The sequence below is a fragment of the Wolbachia endosymbiont (group A) of Melieria omissa genome, assembly GCF_964031125.1.
In the GTDB taxonomy this organism is placed as follows: domain Bacteria; phylum Pseudomonadota; class Alphaproteobacteria; order Rickettsiales; family Anaplasmataceae; genus Wolbachia; species Wolbachia pipientis.
This window is the reverse complement of sequence record NZ_OZ035007.1, coordinates 396693-414489: the sequence shown is the minus strand read 5'-3', so window position 1 is coordinate 414489 and position 17797 is coordinate 396693. Positions and strand designations below refer to the sequence as shown.

18 protein-coding genes and 5 pseudogenes are annotated in these 17797 nt (G+C 33.6%); 10 read left to right on the top strand and 13 right to left on the bottom strand.

The features are described from left to right. Positions 1 to 159: 159 nt before the first annotated feature. From ACQH2Q_RS01825 to ACQH2Q_RS01815, 3 genes are read right to left on the bottom strand one after another with little or no spacing between them, the layout of a single operon-like run. The gene (locus ACQH2Q_RS01825; RefSeq protein WP_077188144.1) at positions 160 to 801 is read right to left on the bottom strand and encodes an amino acid ABC transporter ATP-binding protein; all 642 of its coding nucleotides are present in this window, start codon (positions 799 to 801) and stop codon (positions 160 to 162) included. Next, positions 785 to 1432: an amino acid ABC transporter permease gene (locus ACQH2Q_RS01820; protein ID WP_007548901.1), complete on the bottom strand. Its 648-nt coding sequence runs from the start codon at positions 1430 to 1432 to the stop codon at positions 785 to 787. The genes ACQH2Q_RS01825 and ACQH2Q_RS01820 overlap by 17 nt, the downstream gene beginning before the upstream one ends. Further along, positions 1432 to 2166, bottom strand: a complete 735-nt coding sequence (locus tag ACQH2Q_RS01815) for a substrate-binding periplasmic protein (RefSeq protein WP_077188142.1) — start codon at positions 2164 to 2166, stop codon at positions 1432 to 1434. The genes ACQH2Q_RS01820 and ACQH2Q_RS01815 overlap by 1 nt, the downstream gene beginning before the upstream one ends. Positions 2167 to 2291: 125 nt before the next feature. On the opposite strand from ACQH2Q_RS01815, the gene ACQH2Q_RS01810 reads away from it, so the two are divergent. After that, positions 2292 to 2747 carry an arginine repressor gene (locus ACQH2Q_RS01810; RefSeq protein WP_064125001.1) on the top strand — a complete coding sequence of 152 codons (456 nt, stop codon included), beginning with the start codon at positions 2292 to 2294 and terminating at the stop codon, positions 2745 to 2747. Positions 2748 to 2800: 53 nt separating this feature from the next. Here the strand turns inward: ACQH2Q_RS01810 and tatC are convergent, their stop codons facing one another. From tatC to ACQH2Q_RS01785, 5 genes and pseudogenes are all read right to left on the bottom strand, one after another. Continuing rightward, complete coding sequence (gene tatC, locus ACQH2Q_RS01805) at positions 2801 to 3562, bottom strand: twin-arginine translocase subunit TatC (protein WP_010962605.1); 762 nt, start codon at positions 3560 to 3562, stop codon at positions 2801 to 2803. Beyond that, positions 3559 to 4656, bottom strand: coding sequence for a type I glyceraldehyde-3-phosphate dehydrogenase (locus tag ACQH2Q_RS01800; RefSeq protein WP_264339594.1), 1098 nt, complete (start codon positions 4654 to 4656; stop codon positions 3559 to 3561). Before ACQH2Q_RS01800 ends, tatC begins: the two co-directional genes overlap by 4 nt. Positions 4657 to 5022: 366 nt before the next feature. Further along, a complete protein-coding gene (locus tag ACQH2Q_RS01795; RefSeq protein ID WP_264339401.1) occupies positions 5023 to 5199 on the bottom strand; it encodes a hypothetical protein in 177 nt (58 codons plus the stop codon). A gap of 60 nt (positions 5200 to 5259) precedes the next feature. After that, a pseudogene (locus ACQH2Q_RS01790) lies at positions 5260 to 5340 on the bottom strand (WPE palindromic element domain-containing protein); the annotation flags it as partial. A 46-nt stretch (positions 5341 to 5386) separates the two neighbouring features. Further along, positions 5387 to 6327: pseudogene (locus tag ACQH2Q_RS01785) on the bottom strand (IS5 family transposase). A gap of 329 nt (positions 6328 to 6656) precedes the next feature. Between ACQH2Q_RS01785 and ACQH2Q_RS01780 the strand changes: the two are divergent. Both ACQH2Q_RS01780 and ACQH2Q_RS01775 read left to right on the top strand, forming a co-directional pair. Next, the gene (locus tag ACQH2Q_RS01780; RefSeq protein WP_006280514.1) at positions 6657 to 7190 is read left to right on the top strand and encodes an HK97 family phage prohead protease; all 534 of its coding nucleotides are present in this window, start codon (positions 6657 to 6659) and stop codon (positions 7188 to 7190) included. Between the two features lie 135 nt (positions 7191 to 7325). Further along, positions 7326 to 7673 (top strand): hypothetical protein, encoded by a 348-nt coding sequence (locus tag ACQH2Q_RS01775; protein ID WP_425383544.1) that lies wholly within the window; start codon positions 7326 to 7328, stop codon positions 7671 to 7673. Here the strand turns inward: ACQH2Q_RS01775 and ACQH2Q_RS01770 are convergent. Then, positions 7650 to 8615: pseudogene (locus tag ACQH2Q_RS01770) on the bottom strand (IS4 family transposase); the annotation flags it as partial. The gene ACQH2Q_RS01775 and the pseudogene ACQH2Q_RS01770 sit on opposite strands and share 24 nt — an antisense overlap. A gap of 102 nt (positions 8616 to 8717) precedes the next feature. On the opposite strand from ACQH2Q_RS01770, the gene ACQH2Q_RS01765 reads away from it, so the two are divergent. The 3 genes from ACQH2Q_RS01765 (at position 8718) to ACQH2Q_RS01755 (ending at position 11927) form a co-directional block, all read left to right on the top strand. Next, entirely contained in the window at positions 8718 to 10046 is a 1329-nt protein-coding gene (locus ACQH2Q_RS01765) for an IS4-like element ISWosp9 family transposase (RefSeq protein WP_155969615.1), read from the top strand. Between the two features lie 5 nt (positions 10047 to 10051). After that, positions 10052 to 10528, top strand: coding sequence for a hypothetical protein (locus tag ACQH2Q_RS01760; protein WP_425383543.1), 477 nt, complete (start codon positions 10052 to 10054; stop codon positions 10526 to 10528). A gap of 73 nt (positions 10529 to 10601) precedes the next feature. Then, positions 10602 to 11927 (top strand): IS4 family transposase, encoded by a 1326-nt coding sequence (locus tag ACQH2Q_RS01755; RefSeq protein ID WP_264339118.1) that lies wholly within the window; start codon positions 10602 to 10604, stop codon positions 11925 to 11927. Between the two features lie 14 nt (positions 11928 to 11941). Here ACQH2Q_RS01755 and ACQH2Q_RS01750 read toward each other — a convergent pair. Next, a pseudogene (locus tag ACQH2Q_RS01750) lies at positions 11942 to 12748 on the bottom strand (IS4-like element ISWen1 family transposase); the annotation flags it as partial. 100 nt (positions 12749 to 12848) lie between these two features. Here ACQH2Q_RS01750 and ACQH2Q_RS01745 point away from each other — a divergent pair. Beyond that, entirely contained in the window at positions 12849 to 13106 is a 258-nt protein-coding gene (locus tag ACQH2Q_RS01745; protein WP_425383542.1) for a hypothetical protein, read from the top strand. Next, a complete protein-coding gene (locus ACQH2Q_RS01740) occupies positions 13103 to 13867 on the top strand; it encodes a hypothetical protein (protein WP_425383541.1) in 765 nt (254 codons plus the stop codon). The genes ACQH2Q_RS01745 and ACQH2Q_RS01740 overlap by 4 nt, the downstream gene beginning before the upstream one ends. On the opposite strand, the pseudogene ACQH2Q_RS01735 reads toward ACQH2Q_RS01740, so the two are convergent. Further along, positions 13851 to 14123 (bottom strand): annotated as a pseudogene (locus tag ACQH2Q_RS01735) (CCA tRNA nucleotidyltransferase); the annotation flags it as partial. The gene ACQH2Q_RS01740 and the pseudogene ACQH2Q_RS01735 sit on opposite strands and share 17 nt — an antisense overlap. Here ACQH2Q_RS01735 and ACQH2Q_RS01730 point away from each other — a divergent pair. Then, positions 14020 to 14289 (top strand): hypothetical protein, encoded by a 270-nt coding sequence (locus ACQH2Q_RS01730; protein ID WP_425383540.1) that lies wholly within the window; start codon positions 14020 to 14022, stop codon positions 14287 to 14289. The pseudogene ACQH2Q_RS01735 and the gene ACQH2Q_RS01730 sit on opposite strands and share 104 nt — an antisense overlap. Here ACQH2Q_RS01730 and ACQH2Q_RS01725 read toward each other — a convergent pair. Continuing rightward, positions 14273 to 15448 carry a CCA tRNA nucleotidyltransferase gene (locus tag ACQH2Q_RS01725; RefSeq protein WP_213862916.1) on the bottom strand — a complete coding sequence of 392 codons (1176 nt, stop codon included), beginning with the start codon at positions 15446 to 15448 and terminating at the stop codon, positions 14273 to 14275. The two genes, ACQH2Q_RS01730 and ACQH2Q_RS01725, sit on opposite strands and share 17 nt — an antisense overlap. Positions 15449 to 15523: 75 nt before the next feature. Then, complete coding sequence (locus ACQH2Q_RS01720) at positions 15524 to 16456, bottom strand: hypothetical protein (protein ID WP_341817406.1); 933 nt, start codon at positions 16454 to 16456, stop codon at positions 15524 to 15526. Positions 16457 to 16573: 117 nt separating this feature from the next. On the opposite strand from ACQH2Q_RS01720, the gene ychF reads away from it, so the two are divergent. Continuing rightward, positions 16574 to 17668, top strand: coding sequence for a redox-regulated ATPase YchF (gene ychF / locus ACQH2Q_RS01715; protein WP_425383539.1), 1095 nt, complete (start codon positions 16574 to 16576; stop codon positions 17666 to 17668). Positions 17669 to 17797: the final 129 nt, after the last annotated feature.

Genomic DNA, 17797 nt, shown 5'->3' with positions numbered 1-17797 from the left:
GGAAAACCTTTCTTGGGTTAGCTATAGTTTGCTATATTATGTGATTTTATTTTTAGCGTTGCTTCTTATATTATGTAATTTATTTTCCATAATATACATTATGTAATTTTCGATGCTAAGATCTGTTATAGCTCTCAGTATGATATGAGTGATTCTCTTTTAATAATTATTTTTTAAATAGTTTGTTGGTTCATCAATTTCTTTAGGATTGATATCTACAATTATTTTTCCGTTTTTTAACAGAATAATCCGATCTGATATTTTTGTTAAAAAATCCAAATTGTGAGAAGCGATAATCATAGTAATACCCATATCTCTAACTGATTGTAATAGTTCCACAACGTCGACTATTGTTGCTACATCTAAACCAGACGTTGGCTCATCGCATAATAGAATCCTTGGATTCATCATTAAGCTTCTGGCAAGCGCAACCCGCTGTTTTTGCCCACCGGATAGATTACTAGGGTAATCATTTTTTTTAGAGGCAATACCCAAAGACTCAAGTAGTGAATCACTTTGATCCTGAGTTTTGTTTTTAAGTTTGGGAGCATATGTAAGATTTTCCCAGACAGTCATATGTGGGAAAAGTTGAAAATCCTGAAATACAAAACCAGTACTATCATTGCATTCAATGCTACCAGAATCTAAAACTTCGAGTTTTTGTATACAACGTAACAATGTTGATTTACCACTACCAGAAGGACCAGCAAGACCAACTATAGATTGTTCTATAATCAGGTTAATATTATTAAGTACTGGAATATTATTAAATAATTTACAAACATTATGCATTTTTATCATATATACCTTTCTGTTCAATCTTTTTGCCTATATATTCAATTAGTAATACAAGAGCGTAATAATAAGCCCCAGCAAGACAAAGTGGTATAAAATAAGTAAATTGTTCTGCTGCAAGCATTTGCGCAGAGCGCATAATATCAACACCACCAATAGTAGAGATTAATGCCGTTTCTTTAAGGAGTGCAATGATCTCATTTATCATTGCAGGAAGAATATTTTTAATAACTTGTGGTAATATAATATCTCTCCACATATAGAAACTAGGTATTTGTAAAGTTTTAGCTGCTTCAAACTGGTTTTTTGATATAGTTTCAATACCAGCTCGTAAAATCTCAGCAATATAAGCACAGCTATTTAGACCAAATGCTATAATGCCAGCACTAAATATGTTTAATTTAATTCCTGCAATGGTTGGAGTCATAAAATAAACAACACTTAACTGTAATATAAGGGGGGTGCCACGTATTACAGATATAATTCCATTAATTAATGGAATACAGATCTTATTATATCTGAGTACTGAAAATAACCCTCCTAGACTCATACCTAAAAGCAGTCCTCCAATCAATAATTTTAAAGTAAAGGCAAGGCCTGTTCCAACAAACAAGAAATTAGAAATTAATTCTTGCATCAGTTATCTCCTAGCCATTTTTCTGCTATCTTTTGTATTACACCTTTACTTTCTAAACTTTTTAACGCCTCGTTTATTTTATCCTTTAAATCAGATCCTTTATTCACAGCAATAGAATAACCATTATCTGACTTAGCGATGGCTGACCATGATAGACCAGGATTTTTTTTGCTAAATACTTTACCTTGGAATTCATCAATTAGGACGCTATCAACATGACCAGACTTTAATGTTTCTACAGCTTGATTATTATTGTCTATAGCAATAATTTGAGCTGTTGTAGGAACATGCTCTTTTAGCCAAATTTCCATGACAGTTCCTAGTTGAACGGCTATCTTCTTGTGAGTTAAGTTGTTTATACCGGCTATGGGTTTATTTTTGTGATATAGAATACCAAATTCCCCTGTATAATAACTATTTGAAAAATCAAAATTTTTTTCACGCTCTTCTGTGCTACCAATAGTAGATATAGCAGCATCTACAGAATTACTTTGCAATGCTGCAAATATAGTACTAAACTGCATATCTTTAAATATCGCTTCTTTACCTAACTCTTTTGCTACTAATTGAGCAAGCTCAATGTCAAAGCCAGTAAATTTACCATTTTCATAATATTCAAAAGGTGGATAATCTGCAGAAATTGCAAATCTAATGATATTATCGTGTTTATCTTCCTTGCATCCTGTTAATAGAATACTTATCGCTATAATAGCATTTAAAATGTATTTTTTCATATTACTAATTTATATTCATATTTTATTCATCTTGTGAATATAGACATTAAAAATTGAATAGTCAAGAAATAATGAATATAATTTCAAATATACTTATTACATATTCAATATGAGGAAAATGCATAATGCATGACAACACACTAGGTGAACATATTTTAAATATTATTCAAAATCATGAAATTTTAGAACAGAGCGATTTACAGACCTTACTCAAAAAAAGAGGGTATAACATTTCTCAGGCTACTTTATCAAGAAAATTGAAAGAACTTAAAATTGCCAAAGTTGCTGGTATGTATAAAGTAATTGACATCAACCAATATCGATTACCATTAATACTTAATATGCAAATTTCGGATTTTGGTTTAATAGTACTACACACTCAACCAGGACAAGCTAGCAGCCTAGCTTACTTTCTAGATCAGAAGTATGTTATTTATTCATTAAATAATAGCAAAAACATAGGAATTATAGGAACTATAGCAGGTGATGATACAGTATTATTGATCATCAAAAGTAAGGCTGAACTTAACAAAGTATTACAATCAATTTATGAAACATTTCCATATTTAAGTCCTGAATAAGAATGTTGTAAGTTAAAAATGTGATATAAAGGAGATGAGAGGGATTCCTTTGTTTAAATCTTTGTCTTCTTTTTTTCAATATACCTACATATCAGAATGGACAATTCATATAGAATCAGCATTGGTATTGCAAGCCCTACTTGGCTTAATACATCAGGTGGAGTTAAGATTGCAGCGATAATAAAAATTACCACTATCGCGATTCTGCGTTTATTTGACAAACTTTGTGTAGTGAGTAACCCTACTCTCACCATTAATGTGAGTATTACTGGAATTTGAAATGCAGTGCCAAAAGCAAACATAAATTGGAGAACGAGGTCTAAATATTCGCTAACTGATGGCATAAACTCTATTGGTATACCGAAAGATTTCCCACTATGTTCAAAAGTGATGAAAAACTTCCAGGCTAAAGGAAATATATAGTAATAGACTACAGTAGCTCCCGTTACAAATAAAACCGGTGTTGCAATCAAGTATGGCAACAACACTGCCCTTTCACTTTTATATAACCCAGGTGCTAAGAACATATAAAATTGCCATGCAAACACAGGAAAAGAAAACAAAAGTGCGCTCATTATTGCAACTTGGAGATACACAAAAAATGCCTCTGTTAAGTCTGTGTAAATTAAAGAAAAACCTTCGCTACCTTTTGTTGCTTCTATTAAAGGTGCGAGTAAAAAACGGTATATATTTTCCTTAAAGTAATAACAAAAACCAAAAGCAACGCAAAAAAATAGAAAGCAAAAGATAACTCTTTTTCTGAGTTCCGCAAAGTGCTCATAAAATGAGGCGTATTTGCTTGAGTTCCAGTTCATACTTTACTATAGCTCAATAATGCTATGTCTAACATTCTCAGCGAAAAAGCCCACTCATTGTCATACCACGCTGCAACCCTGCATATATCACCTGTAACATATGTACCGGTTAAATCCACAATTGCACTATAAGGGTTATGCACAAAATCTATTGAGACTAAAGGTTCCTCGCATATAGAAAGTACATTTGACATTGGATAACCCTCTGTCATCCTAGTACCCTCTGATGTCATCCGAGTAGCTGACACTGGGATCCAGAAATTAGATTCCAGCGTCACGCGCTGGAATGACGTAGAGGAGAGAGCTGCATCCTTAAACATTTCATTGATTTCTTTAACGGTCGCTTTCTTATCAGTCGTAAATGTAAAATCAACCATAGAAACATTGCTAACCGGAACTCTGACGGCAGTGCCATCTAGCTTGCCCTTTAATTCAGGAATTATAGAACCAATTGTTTTTGCTGCCCCGGTTGTAGTTGGCACCATAGATAATCCGCAAGCCCTTGCTCTACGCAAATCTTTATGATTACCATCAAGAACATTTTGATCATTCGTGTAGGCATGTATAGTAGTCATAAAACCGCTTTTTATACCTAAACTGGAGTGTAGGACTTTCACAATCGGAGCAAGGCAATTTGTAGTGCAAGAACCTGCTGATATTACTTTATGCTCTTTTTTGAGCATATCATTATTCACACCATAAACTATAGTTACATCAGCATCCGGAACTGGAGCAGAGACAATTACTTTCTCTGCATTGTGCCTTATTGCTTCTTCACGTTTGTTGAATGCACCAGTACATTCAAGTATTACATCAACATTCCAAGGAATATTTTCAGGGCTCCGTTCTCTATATAAAGAAAACTTTTTGCCATTTATGGATAGCCAATTTTGAGACTCATTAAAGTCAATATCACCACTGAATTTGCCATGAACAGAATCATATTTAATCAAATGTGCATGCTGCTTTGCACTGAGCGATCCATTTACAGCTACAACTTCTATTTGCTCACTATACTTTTCTATTTCATAAATAGCACGCAATACGCCTCTGCCTATTCTACCCAGACCATTAATTCCTACGCGAACCGTCATCTCTTCATTCAAAAATTTAATTATAGAGGATATCACTTGATATTTCATTCTATTCTTTTGCTTTTCTATCGATATGAACATTATAGCAAGGAGACAGGGCTAAAAACTTGCTTGACAAACTCCGCCAGCCCCCTTATCATGAAACTGAAGCTATTGTATTTGCTTTCGCCAATCTGCAGATTAAAAGGTAAGGATTACTTAATGTATCGGCGTCTTATGTTTAATTTTTTGCAGTATATAGATACTGTATGTCTTTACAAAACTTCATCTACATCTAGATTTTTATCTAAATAAGCTGAACGCGCTTATAAAGCGTTACAAGACATCAAAAAATGCCAATACTTGACAGAGATAGTAAAAGACTAGCTAACTCGGGGATTCTTTGTCTTTTTTTCTGCTTGGTAAATTTCTTAAACATTTGCAGCGTAGGTTAGTTGCAATTAAAAGCGGCTGAATCTCGCTTGTCAAGCGTTTAAAACATAAAAAACGCCAATATTTTAAAGCAGATAATAACCCCAGGGCTTCTTTTGCCTTTTTTTTCATTTGGTAAATTTCTTAATGTTTATAGCTAAAAGAGCCCAAGAGAGGTCAATGCCCCTGTGATGTCATTCCAGTGCTTGACACTGGAATCCAGCCTTTATTATGCAGCCACTTGGTTGAAATTAAGTCTTCTGGATCCCAGTGGGCTTTGTTGCATCGCTCTTCGGATAGTAGGTAACGCACAATAAATTTATGAAGCTATCTCAAATTTAGCCATACCAATATCAGTGAACTTATTGAGCAAATAGCATTTAACAAGTAGTTCCTTCTCTCTATTTGTCTCAGATTTATTCCTAAAACTAAACCCGAATGTTTGTTTCAGTCGCGAGAAAAAACTTTCTATATAAGATCTTTTTCCGTAGTTTGTTTGCCTTTTCCACCTCTTCATTCCATCTTCGCTGCATGATTTTATTAGTCTAATTGCAGCATTTCTCTCAGCCATATAGTCTAACTTTGGATGCTCTGCTGCGTTGTTTTTCGGAGGAATTTTCGTTTTTATACCATATTGATTACACAGCTTATAGAGCTTTTCTCTGTCATATGCCCTATCTGCATATAGTACTTTTATGACATACTGAAAATCGACTTCTTTTAGCAAATCACAAGCTCCATAGTGATCAGCCGTTACTGTATTTTACAGCTATGGCTTTTTTGCTGTTTGTATTCAACATTACATGCAATTTTCTTGTCTGTTCATAGCTGCGATACTTTCTATCTTCGCTATTTTCTTTGCTATGACCAGGAGTGTTGTTGTATATACTAATTCCTGTACTGTCTATAGCAATTTCGATATCTTCCATATTATTTTCTGCAATCATTGATCTTAATATTGAGTTTCTTAAACCTTCTTGATGATTGTGAATAGCTGATAACTTGCAAATTTTTCCCAATTTGCTCAAGGTATCCTGCTATAAACCCAACTGTTTGCCTCAGGCCTATTCTAAATAAACAAGTTATTATGTGCACCAAAATTACAACTTTATCGCTATAAATATTGTTGCCACCTGGTATTTTTGGACCATTCTCGTACCACTTTTCTATGGCTTCGTTGATATAATGAAAAATATTTCCTCTTTTTTCTAGAAATTTGTTATATTCGCTATGGTTACTGACCCTCATTTTTTGTGGCATATTTTTTCTTTCAAGGTTAAATGGCTATTTTATAATGAATTTTGTCAGTAGCCACCAGATTTTTTCAGTTGCTATGCAACAAAGCCATCCCAGTGTCAAGCACTGGGATGACAAAAAAAGGAGGCTACTCGGATGACAGGAGAAGGTACTGCCGTCATAAAGGAACCAGTTTCAGCTACTTTCATGACATCGTTGTAACATTGTACCATATTACAATTTAGCGTTTTTAGTAACTAAGAAAAGTGCTTCCCCCTTTTAGAGCACTGCATATAATAGAATTATATCGCAGTGCATTGCGAAACAAAATTCCCAATACTACAGGAGGCTTTATGAATAAGAAATTTCTCTATTCACCATTGTCAATAAAAAGCATAGGAGAAAACGGTGTATTTTCTGGTTATGCTAGCGTTTTTAATATAGTTGATAAACAAAATGATCTGATATTGCCTGGAGCATTTAAGGAAAATTTAAACAGAAATAAAATAAAACTCCTTTGGCAGCATAATCCTGACGAACCTATAGGTAGCATCATAGATATTTATGAAAATGATGTTGGCCTGTATATAACCGCACATTTACTTTTGGGTATTCAGAAAGCAGAAGAAGTGTATTTGATGCTCAAAACTGGGGCAATTAACGGACTTTCCATCGGCTATATACCTATAGAGTATGATGTTGATCATAAAAGTGGAGCTAGAGTGTTAAAACAAGTGGAATTATGGGAAGTCAGTTTGGTCACTTTTCCTGCAAACTTGGCTGCTCAGGTAATCAATGTGAAAAATCAGAACAATGAACAGGAAGTGTTAGCAAGAGCGATAGAAAAAGCAAATGCTGTACTTGCAGACATGTACATTTCTGCTTAAAGTGTATTAGGCGGGCAAAGACTTTACCATAATTTGACACCTGTGTTAGTATTTGTTTAACATTTATACTAATATATATAACTTTATTACTATTAAAATTTTCTGTAAATTAAAGTTAAAAAATAAGGTAATTTTATGCTAAATATTAATAATAAGGTTAATTATGAAATTAATATTAAGCGAAAGGAAAAAAAATACAGCTGGTCTACTGTATTTGCTTGGTTATATCTAAAAACGATTGGACGAATATTGCCCAAGAGATGGAATAGATGGGCAGAAAATATTTTGTACTACGATAAAACTACTGCAAACAATGAAGTTCAAACTGATGCTTTTAAGACAATAGATGGAAGTGTTCAAGTTGACTTAAAACCTGAAGTTGTAGAGAAAGAGAGCCAAAGTGTAGTGATAAACAAAGATGGAGGGGTTCAGACTGATGGAGTAGCCATACGCGTCAAGTTAAGAGATTGTGAGCAAATTTAGAGAGGTTAAAGTGGATACTCTAGCCCTTCTACGTTTGTCTTTTAATGAAAATCGCGACCAAGTTATAGTGAGTTTTTTAAGAAATGCTTTTAAACTATTAATTTTGGTTAATACTAAAAATAACTCTCTAACCCGCCTTTTTAGCTCAATAAATGCCTTTGTTAAGCTAAGTTCTGTATTCTTTTTCACTTCTGTGCAACCAACTATGCCGTGAAATATAAGAATTGCGCACAATTTAGCATATAGTTCACATAATACTCTGCATGGCTTTCCTTTTAGCTTATCAAGCCTGATATGGCTTTTATACAATTTAAATAATAACTCAATTTGCCACCTTACTCTGTAAATCGTTAATACTTGCTCAGCACTAATTTTATTTTCTGGAACATTAGTTATAAATATTGACCAGTTCAACAATTTTTGATTTCTTTTAGAGGATGTATATCCCTGCGATCTTGCTAATCTATTAGCTTTCCTTCTTCTGGCCATAGACTGTTCTTCAGTTAGTTTCTGACATATAATTCTTACTCTAATTTTTGCTTCTTTTCCTAACAATACCTCGTTTTCTAAAAATAACTTATCCTCTAAACATTCTAATAACTCCATTTTTTGATTTGTTTCTACATCATATATGTTGGTATCGGATTTATAACGACTTATGAAATAAGCTCCTATTTCATTGATTTGTTTAAAAGAACTTGGCACAAAATAACCGAGATCAGATATTAGCAAATCATTGCTTAATATATTACTTAAATGTTTCCTATATCCCTGGTCTGATCTTACCCCCTCCGTTAAATTAAGTTGGTCTATTATCTGATTCATGTAGTCGAAAACTAATTGTAACTTTATTCCAGACTTAGTATTGCTTTCATAGCCACTGTAGCTAGTACCATAACCTTTATACATCTCTTCCATACTGTTAGGTAGAGTAATATAGCTACCATACGCGTCAAGTTAAGGAAAAGTGTAAGTAAAGTTGATAGAGTGAAGGAAAATAATAAGGTATAAATTCTCTTGGATATATGAATGAGAGAACTTACAATGGACAGAATAGCTTGCTTATCAAAAGACCTCAATGAATTCTTTAATGAAAAAGCAGACGAAATATCAATTGCAGTAGGTTTTATAAAAAGAAAGAGAAAACTTAATGGCTCATCATTCATAAAAGCTATGGTTTTTGGTAACATAGGAGTTGATGATTGCAGCATAGAAACAATGTGCCAATTGCTAAATGAAGACTCGATAGAAATTACAAAACAGGGTTTAGATTTTAGGTTTAGTGAAGAAGCAGTTGAGTTCATGAAAAAAATGTATAACGAAGCTTTGTGTTTATTTAAAAAAAGTCTACAGATTGATTGCAAAATTTTACAGCAATTTGGAAGCGTTAAATTATTGGATAGCAGCTACATTAGCCTGCCCAGTAGCATGGAAGATATGTACAAAGGATATGGCAGTAGCTATAGAGATTGTGAGAATAATACCAAATCAGGAATAAAGCTACAGTTAGTCTTTGATTACCTGAATCAAGCGCTAGATAAGTTAAATTTTATGGAAGGAATAAGGTCGGATCAAGGTTATAGGGATTATCTGAACGGTTTATCAGCCAATGATTTGCTAATATTTGACTTGGGCTACTTTGTGCCTAGTTCTTTTAAACAGATTGATGAAGCAGGTGCATATTTTGTTAGTCGTTATAAGTCTGATACCAATATATATGATATAGAAACAAATCAAAAAATAGAGCTATTGGAGTATTTAGAAGGTCAATTATCTTCAGAAAAAGAAGTATTATTAGGAAAGGAAGTAAAAATTAAGGTAAGAATTATATGTCAAAAGCTAACTGAAGAACAGTCTATGGCTAGAAGAAGAAAGGCTAATAAATTAGCAAAGTCACATGGATATACATCTTCTCAAAAGAATCAAAAGTTATTAGATTGGTCAATATTTATAACTAATGTTCCAGAGAGTAAAATTAATGCTGAACAAATATTGACGGTTTATAGAGTAAGATGGCAAATCGAATTACTATTTAAACTATATAAAAGTCATATCAATCTTGATAAACTAAAAGGAAAGACAAATCCATTTAGAGTATTGTGCGAGCTATACGCAAAATTATGTGCTATTCTCGTATTTCACGAAATGGTTGGCTGTGTAAAACTAAAAAAGAACACGGAGCTCAGTTTAACAAAGGCATTTATTGAATTGAAAAGGCGGGTTAGAGAGCTCTTTTTGATATTAAACAATATTGTCAATAATTTAAAAATTTTTCTAAAAAAGCTTACTATAATCTGGTCAAAGTTTTCTTTGAAAGACAGATATAGGAAGACCAGGGTATCTACTTTAAGCTCTCTACATTCCTTAACTTGACGCGTATGGATGGAGTAGCATTGATAACAGAGGAAGATGATGAAGCATTAGAAGAACAGCTGGAGGGCATAAATCAGGAATTAGAACTTGAACGTTTACAAAATGCTTCCTTAAAAGAAGAAAATAGAGAATTACGATCTGCAATTGAAGGACTTGAAAAGAGTTATAAGGGACTTACAGAAGATGCAGGCGAACGAGAAGAGGAACTAACCAAATACAAACAAGATAAAAAAGCAATGCAGGATAAAGTTGATGAACAACAGAAAACTATATTTGATCAATACATGATAATAAGAGAGCAAGGAGAAGAAATTGAAGCTACTAGGAAAGATAATGAAAGTCTGCAAGCACAAATAATAGAACTTAAGAGTAGGTTAAAGGACAAGGAGGATAAATTAATTGAATTGAATCAACAATGGCAAGCTAGCAAATTAGTGGCTTTACTTAAATCACAGACTGATAAATCATACGCGTCAAGTTAAGGAAATAAAGGTATGAAAGAGATAGAATAATAAGGTATAAGTTCTCCCAGATATACTTTTAGTGAGAGAACCAATGAATAAAATAACTTGCTTATCAAAAAAGCTCAAAGAATTTTTTAATGAAAAAGCAGAGAAAATCTCAATTACAACAAGGTTTATAAAAAGAAAGAGAAAGCTAAAAGGTTCATCATTCGTAAAAGCCATGGTCTTGGGTAATATAGGAGTTGATAATTGTAGCGTAGAAACAATGTGTCAATTACTAAACGAGGACTCGATAGATATAACAAAACAAGGTTTGGATTTTAGATTTACTGAAGAAGCAGTGGAATTTATGAAAAGGATGTATAATGAATCTGTGATTCTCTTTAAAAATATCTTGCAAGTTGATTGCAAAATCTTACAGCAATTTAATAGTGTTAAATTATTGGACAGTAGCTATATTACTCTACCTAACAGTATGGAAGAGATGTATAAAGGTTATGGTACTAGCTACAGTGGCTATGAAAGCAATACTAAGTCTGGAATAAAGTTACAATTAGTTTTCGACTACATGAATCAGATAATAGACCAACTTAATTTAACGGAGGGGGTAAGATCAGACCAGGGATATAGGAAACATTTAAGTAATATATTAAGCAATGATTTGCTAATATCTGATCTCGGTTATTTTGTGCCAAGTTCTTTTAAACAAATCAATGAAATAGGAGCTTATTTCATAAGTCGTTATAAATCCGATACCAACATATATGATGTAGAAACAAATCAAAAAATGGAGTTATTAGAATGTTTAGAGGATAAGTTATTTTTAGAAAACGAGGTATTGTTAGGAAAAGAAGCAAAAATTAGAGTAAGAATTATATGTCAGAAACTAACTGAAGAACAGTCTATGGCCAGAAGAAGGAAAGCTAATAGATTAGCAAGATCGCAGGGATATACATCCTCTAAAAGAAATCAAAAATTGTTGAACTGGTCAATATTTATAACTAATGTTCCAGAAAATAAAATTAGTGCTGAGCAAGTATTAACGATTTACAGAGTAAGGTGGCAAATTGAGTTATTATTTAAATTGTATAAAAGCCATATCAGGCTTGATAAGCTAAAAGGAAAGCCATGCAGAGTATTATGTGAACTATATGCTAAATTGTGCGCAATTCTTATATTTCACGGCATAGTTGGTTGCACAGAAGTGAAAAAGAATACAGAACTTAGCTTAACAAAGGCATTTATTGAGCTAAAAAGGCGGGTTAGAGAGTTATTTTTAGTATTAACCAAAATTAATAGTTTAAAAGCATTTCTTAAAAAACTCACTATAACTTGGTCGCGATTTTCATTAAAAGACAAACGTAGAAGGGCTAGAGTATCCACTTTAACCTCTCTAAATTTGCTCACAATCTCTTAACTTGACGCGTATGGTTCTTCAGTTAGTTTCTGACATATAATTCTTACTCTAATTTTTGCTTCTTTTCCTAACAATACCTCGTTTTCTAAAAATAACTTATCCTCTAAACATTCTAATAACTCCATTTTTTGATTTGTTTCTACATCATATATGTTGGTATCGGATTTATAACGACTTATGAAATAAGCTCCTATTTCATTGATTTGTTTAAAAGAACTTGGCACAAAATAACCGAGATCAGATATTAGCAAATCATTGCTTAATATATTACTTAAATGTTTCCTATATCCCTGGTCTGATCTTACCCCCTCCGTTAAATTAAGTTGGTCTATTATCTGATTCATGTAGTCGAAAACTAATTGTAACTTTATTCCAGACTTAGTATTGCTTTCATAGCCACTGTAGCTAGTACCATAACCTTTATACATCTCTTCCATACTGTTAGGTAGAGTAATATAGCTACTGTCCAATAATTTAACACTATTAAATTGCTGTAAGATTTTGCAATCAACTTGCAAGATATTTTTAAAGAGAATCACAGATTCATTATACATCCTTTTCATAAATTCCACTGCTTCTTCAGTAAATCTAAAATCCAAACCTTGTTTTGTTATATCTATCGAGTCCTCGTTTAGTAATTGACACATTGTTTCTACGCTACAATTATCAACTCCTATATTACCCAAGACCATGGCTTTTACGAATGATGAACCTTTTAGCTTTCTCTTTCTTTTTATAAACCTTGTTGTAATTGAGATTTTCTCTGCTTTTTCATTAAAAAATTCTTTGAGCTTTTTTGATAAGCAAGTTATTTTATTCATTGGTTCTCTCACTAAAAGTATATCTGGGAGAACTTATACCTTATTATTCTATCTCTTTCATACCTTTATTTCCTTAACTTGACGCGTATGGACTGATAAATTGTGTCAGGCTAAAGACAAAAATACTGAATTAGAAAATAAAGTCAGTGACTTAGGTCATGAAAACAAAGCTCTACGATTAAGTGTGAATACATTGACTGCTCAATTGGGTGAAATGGAGAACTTGGGGAAGCAATTACAAAGTGTTCAAGAATCTAAACAACAATTGGAGATTGATTTAGAAGGTCAATTGAAAGCTGACACTAAGAAACTACAGGAAGCAAAAGAAGGTCAATTGGCTAAAAAGGCAGTGCAGTGAGTACAGTATCTACTGCAAAATCAACTCTTTCAAAATTACGAAACTTGCCCAATAAGCTTTCTAGGGATAAGGGTCTCAATAACTTTTTATCTGGGAAAAACGAGGAGTTAAAAAAAGGTTTTCCTGAATTTAAAGAGAAACACTTTTGCCATAACGTGCTTAATGAAACTATAAAGTCTCTATCAAATCAAGATGATGGCAAATTTGAAAGCAGTAAGCTGCTTGAATTATTAGAAAGTAATTTGAAACAATCCGCAAGGGAGATCATAGAAGCTAAGGTTAAAGAAGTTGTCAACGAACATTGTAACATTGGAAAAAATATGGGTAAAGAACTACGAGATGACACGTTAAAAGCCAAGTTGTCACCTTCTGTTAGAAAATGCGTAAAAAAATTAGAATTTAACAAACAAGAAGGGGTAAATAAGATTGTAGACTCTATCTTGCACAGCTTTAATAGCAAGAATAATAATAATAACGACTCAGGAGAATTGCTTAAAGAAATTGTTACAGGAAAATTAACAGAGGCTAAAATGAAATGTTTTTCAAATAAGATTCAAGAGTTACAACTGGCATTAAGCATAAGAGATAAATTTTTATCTCCAGATCAGGGAATGTGTAATCAAACTCAAGGAGGAGTAAACGAATATCAATTAACAGAAAAAGCTAAAAAAGAACATATACCTAATTCCTCTATGAGTTCCCCTAATATTGCAAGCATACATTCATTGAACAGTCAGAAAGCAGTTAGAATAGGCTCTTAGCATAAAGCACCAGCTCCTCTTTTGTTAAAGTGTAGGAGCTATCTTCCCAATGTTGTTTTAGCAATTCCAAGTTTCTACCTAAACTTTTTCCTGGCTGGTGACCTATACTTATTAAATCATCGCCAGATAAAGGAAATTTTGGAATATTGAATGTGTTAGCAAATGAAATGTATTCATCAACATTTTCTCCAGACTCAACACCACAAATTTTCACTAAATCACAATATAATTCTCTACCAAATAGAGATAAATTTTTATCTCCAGATCAGGGAATGTGTAATCAAACTCAAGGAGGAGTAAACGAATATCAATTAACAGAAAAAGCTAAAAAAGAACATATACCTAATTCCTCTATGAGTTCCCCTAATATTGCAAGCATACATTCATTGAACAGTCAGAAAGCAGTTAGAATAGGCTCTTAGCATAAAGCACCAGCTCCTCTTTTGTTAAAGTGTAGGAGCTATCTTCCCAATGTTGTTTTAGCAATTCCAAGTTTCTACCTAAACTTTTTCCTGGCTGGTGACCTATACTTATTAAATCATCGCCAGATAAAGGAAATTTTGGAATATTGAATGTGTTAGCAAATGAAATGTATTCATCAACATTTTCTCCAGACTCAACACCACAAATTTTCACTAAATCACAATATAATTCTCTACCAAATAAAGATATGTATTTTTTTTGCTCTTTTTCTGAGAGTTCTGTTTTGATATCGTTGGATAGTAAAAATAGCAGCTTTTTCTTTTGCTTGTTCGAAAGACGTAAAAATTTGCTTACATATTCTCCAAGACTTAGCCTGTCATTTTTTTTAGTAGTCCTAAGGAGTAACGCTAATTTTACTAGTGCATCAGTGCCCAAAAGAAGTGGCGAAGACAGAATTTCGCATTTTACTTCTTTTGGGATAATCTTTTGCAAAACATCAGATTCTTGCATGCTCTTAAGTGTTGGAAAAGGATCATTGCACTCCAGCAATTTAAGTATTTCATCTCTTATTCTCTCTCCAGAGAGGTTTTGAATCATATGCGAATGCTTTTTGCATACGTTTAGTATTTCATCACTCAAATCTCCGACACATATTTTTGCATGAAAACGAAATGCTCTTAAAATACGTAGATAGTCTTCTTTAATTCTATCTTCAGCGTTGCCTATAAAGTTTAACCTTCGCGCTTTTAAGTCCTCTATACCACCAAAGTAGTCATATATATGGCCATGCTTATCTGCATACAGAGCATTAAATGTAAAGTCGCGCCTTGAAGCATCCGCTTGCCAATTATTGGTAAATTCTACTTTTGCATGCCTACCATCACATTTCACATCATGCCTTAGTGTTGTGATCTCAAAAGATCTTTGATTTAGAACCGCAGTGATAGTTCCATGTTTTAAGCCAGTTGGAATAGTTTTTATATTACGGAGTTTTAGCGCTTTAATCGTTTGATTGGGAAGCAAATTAGTAGCTAAATCGATGTCGTGGACATCACGCTGCAAAATTGAGTCTCTCACACACCCGCCGACAAGCCTAGCCTCACCACCAAATTCCTCTATGGCATCAATAATTAAACTAGTCTCATGGTCAACTTGCATTTAGGTTAGTACGTACTGCAAGTTCATATTATATGAAATGCTTGCAAAAGCCCTATATAAAAATATACAGGGCTATTAAGATTTTACAAGTTGTGGTGCTCGTTGTTGATGAAATGGTTCTGCCATCGATTCCGTACCACATCTTAGTAAACTTGAAGGGTTTTGCTGCTCTATGCGCTGCTTTATATCACTAACGCACTGCCCTACAACATCACCAATTTTTCCATCAGCATTTTCTGCCAATAACTTATCAAATCCCTTTTCAACCTCTGCTCTCTCAGAGATATCCTTTGAAAGGTTACAATATTCTAAGATCTCGTCTAGCTGCAGTTTTTTTGCTAATAGGAAATCTTCTTGTTCTTGCTCTTGTTTAAGTTTGGTTTCCTCTTGCAGTTGTTTTGCTAAACTTTTATTTCTATCAAGCAATGGTTCGAAATGCAATCCGCCTTTGTTTATTATATGCACAATACTACTATCATCATAATCAACTTTATTGTATTCACCTGCACTTTTTGAACCTGAATTGTCTATTAATTCATGCAAAGACAGATCTTGGTTATCAACAGTCTGGTTCTCTATAACATGTAGCTTTACCTTATACTTTTCACAAAGTATTCTGCCTTCAACGTCAGGATCACCCCACCTACTGTTACGCATAATGTCTGCTGTATAATCATCTACAGTTTCACTACGGTGCTGGCCATTGTTATCATGACTATTGACAATTGCATTTGTAAACCACTTTGGTGGATTCTTTTGCGCAAATTCCCTACAATCATTTCTTAATTTTTCGGCAGTAACTTGCTCTCCTGTCTGTTGTTCTAGACTTTGCCTGAACGAGTCAAAAAAACAGCTTCCATTACCAATTGCTTGTCCTACATAGAAATTGTCAGGGTAAGGGTTACTATTTAAAAGAGTTATTTCTTGCCCTGAGATCCTGGGCCTTTTTATTCCAACCTCAACATCATGAAAGTCACTTGGTAGTTTCCGTTTCTTAGCTGTAGTCATAGTTTTACCTTAATTTAAGCTATATATTACTATACCAACAAAATTGTCAATAAGCGACTAATTAAGTATAGCAGAAATTTTTAAATTATGCAATAGTTATAATTTTACATAGCAAATATGAGTTTTAACTGCGGTATAGTTGGGTTACCAAACATAGGAAAATCAACCTTATTTAATGCGCTTACAGAGTCAAGTGCAGCCGAAGCTGCAAATTATCCTTTTTGCACAATCGAGCCAAATATAGGCAAGATTTCGATAAAAGATCAACGTTTGAAACAAATCGCAGCAATTGCAGGCTCAGAGAAGGTAATCTACAACCAATTAGAAGTTGTAGATATTGCAGGTCTGGTAAAGGGTGCGAGTAAAGGCGAAGGGCTCGGCAATAAATTTTTAAGCCATATCAGAGAAGTTGATGCCATCGTTCATCTGCTCAGGTGCTTTACGGATGACGATATCAGCCATATACACAGTAAAATAGATCCAATATCAGATGCTAAAGTGGTAGAAATGGAATTAATCCTAGCTGATATTGATAGCATAGAAAAAAGGCTTCCTCAATTGGAAAAGAAAGCAAAGCAAGGTGATAAAGAGCTAAAGAGACAACTTGAATTAATGCAAGAGGTATTAGCTACTTTAAAATTAGGTAAACCTGCAAGAAGTTTGGAGAATATCGATGGAGATGAGATGAAGTTGCTTCAATTGCTGACAACAAAGCCCGTTATGTACGTTTGCAATGTTGAAGATACAAATGTTATAACTGGCAATGAATTATCTAAAAAGGTAGAGAGAATGGCAGAGGAAAATAAAAGCAAATTTTATTGCATTTCAGCAAAACTCGAAGCAGATATTGCAAATCTTGATAGTGAAGAGGAAAAACAGAGTTTTTTATCAGAATTTGGCTTACAAGAATCAGGGCTTGATGGAGTAGCGCGTATTATGTATGAAGTGCTGAGTATGATAACTTTCTTTACTGTAGGGCCAAAAGAAGCACGAGCTTGGCCAGTAAAAATAGGGTCAACAGCCGATAAAGCAGCAGGTGTAATCCACACTGATTTTGAGAAAGGCTTTATAAAAGCAGAAACGATAGGCTTTGCAGACTACATAAAGTATGGAAGTGAACCGGCTTGTAAAGACGCAGGAAAAATTCGCTTTGAAGGCAGAGATTACATCGTGCAAGATGGTGATATAATGCACTTTAGGTTTAATGTGTAGTTTATTATGCAGCCACTTATTTAAAGTTAAGTTTTCTGGATCCCAGTGTCTGGGCACTGGGATGACATCCTCCCTAGCGGAGATTGCTCTCAAATCACAATGTTCGTACAGTAAGCACTGACCACTTTG

Excerpts from the sequence above, each read along its gene's own strand:
- ACQH2Q_RS01765 (WP_155969615.1), top strand. The coding sequence starts at position 8,718 with ATGGACAGAATAGCTTGCTTATCAAAAGACCTCAATGAATTCTTTAAT.
- ACQH2Q_RS01780 (WP_006280514.1), top strand. The coding sequence starts at position 6,657 with ATGAATAAGAAATTTCTCTATTCACCATTGTCAATAAAAAGCATAGGA.
- tatC (WP_010962605.1), bottom strand. The coding sequence starts at position 3,562 with ATGAACTGGAACTCAAGCAAATACGCCTCATTTTATGAGCACTTTGCG.
- ACQH2Q_RS01800 (WP_264339594.1), bottom strand. The coding sequence starts at position 4,656 with ATGACGGTTCGCGTAGGAATTAATGGTCTGGGTAGAATAGGCAGAGGC.
- ACQH2Q_RS01820 (WP_007548901.1), bottom strand. The coding sequence starts at position 1,432 with ATGCAAGAATTAATTTCTAATTTCTTGTTTGTTGGAACAGGCCTTGCC.
- ACQH2Q_RS01755 (WP_264339118.1), top strand. The coding sequence starts at position 10,602 with ATGAATAAAATAACTTGCTTATCAAAAAAGCTCAAAGAATTTTTTAAT.
- ACQH2Q_RS01825 (WP_077188144.1), bottom strand. The coding sequence starts at position 801 with ATGATAAAAATGCATAATGTTTGTAAATTATTTAATAATATTCCAGTA.
- ACQH2Q_RS01810 (WP_064125001.1), top strand. The coding sequence starts at position 2,292 with ATGCATGACAACACACTAGGTGAACATATTTTAAATATTATTCAAAAT.
- ACQH2Q_RS01720 (WP_341817406.1), bottom strand. The coding sequence starts at position 16,456 with ATGACTACAGCTAAGAAACGGAAACTACCAAGTGACTTTCATGATGTT.
- ychF (WP_425383539.1), top strand. The coding sequence starts at position 16,574 with ATGAGTTTTAACTGCGGTATAGTTGGGTTACCAAACATAGGAAAATCA.
- ACQH2Q_RS01725 (WP_213862916.1), bottom strand. The coding sequence starts at position 15,448 with ATGCAAGTTGACCATGAGACTAGTTTAATTATTGATGCCATAGAGGAA.
- ACQH2Q_RS01795 (WP_264339401.1), bottom strand. The coding sequence starts at position 5,199 with ATGAAAAAAAAGGCAAAAGAAGCCCTGGGGTTATTATCTGCTTTAAAA.
- ACQH2Q_RS01760 (WP_425383543.1), top strand. The coding sequence starts at position 10,052 with ATGGATGGAGTAGCATTGATAACAGAGGAAGATGATGAAGCATTAGAA.
- ACQH2Q_RS01815 (WP_077188142.1), bottom strand. The coding sequence starts at position 2,166 with ATGAAAAAATACATTTTAAATGCTATTATAGCGATAAGTATTCTATTA.
- ACQH2Q_RS01775 (WP_425383544.1), top strand. The coding sequence starts at position 7,326 with ATGCTAAATATTAATAATAAGGTTAATTATGAAATTAATATTAAGCGA.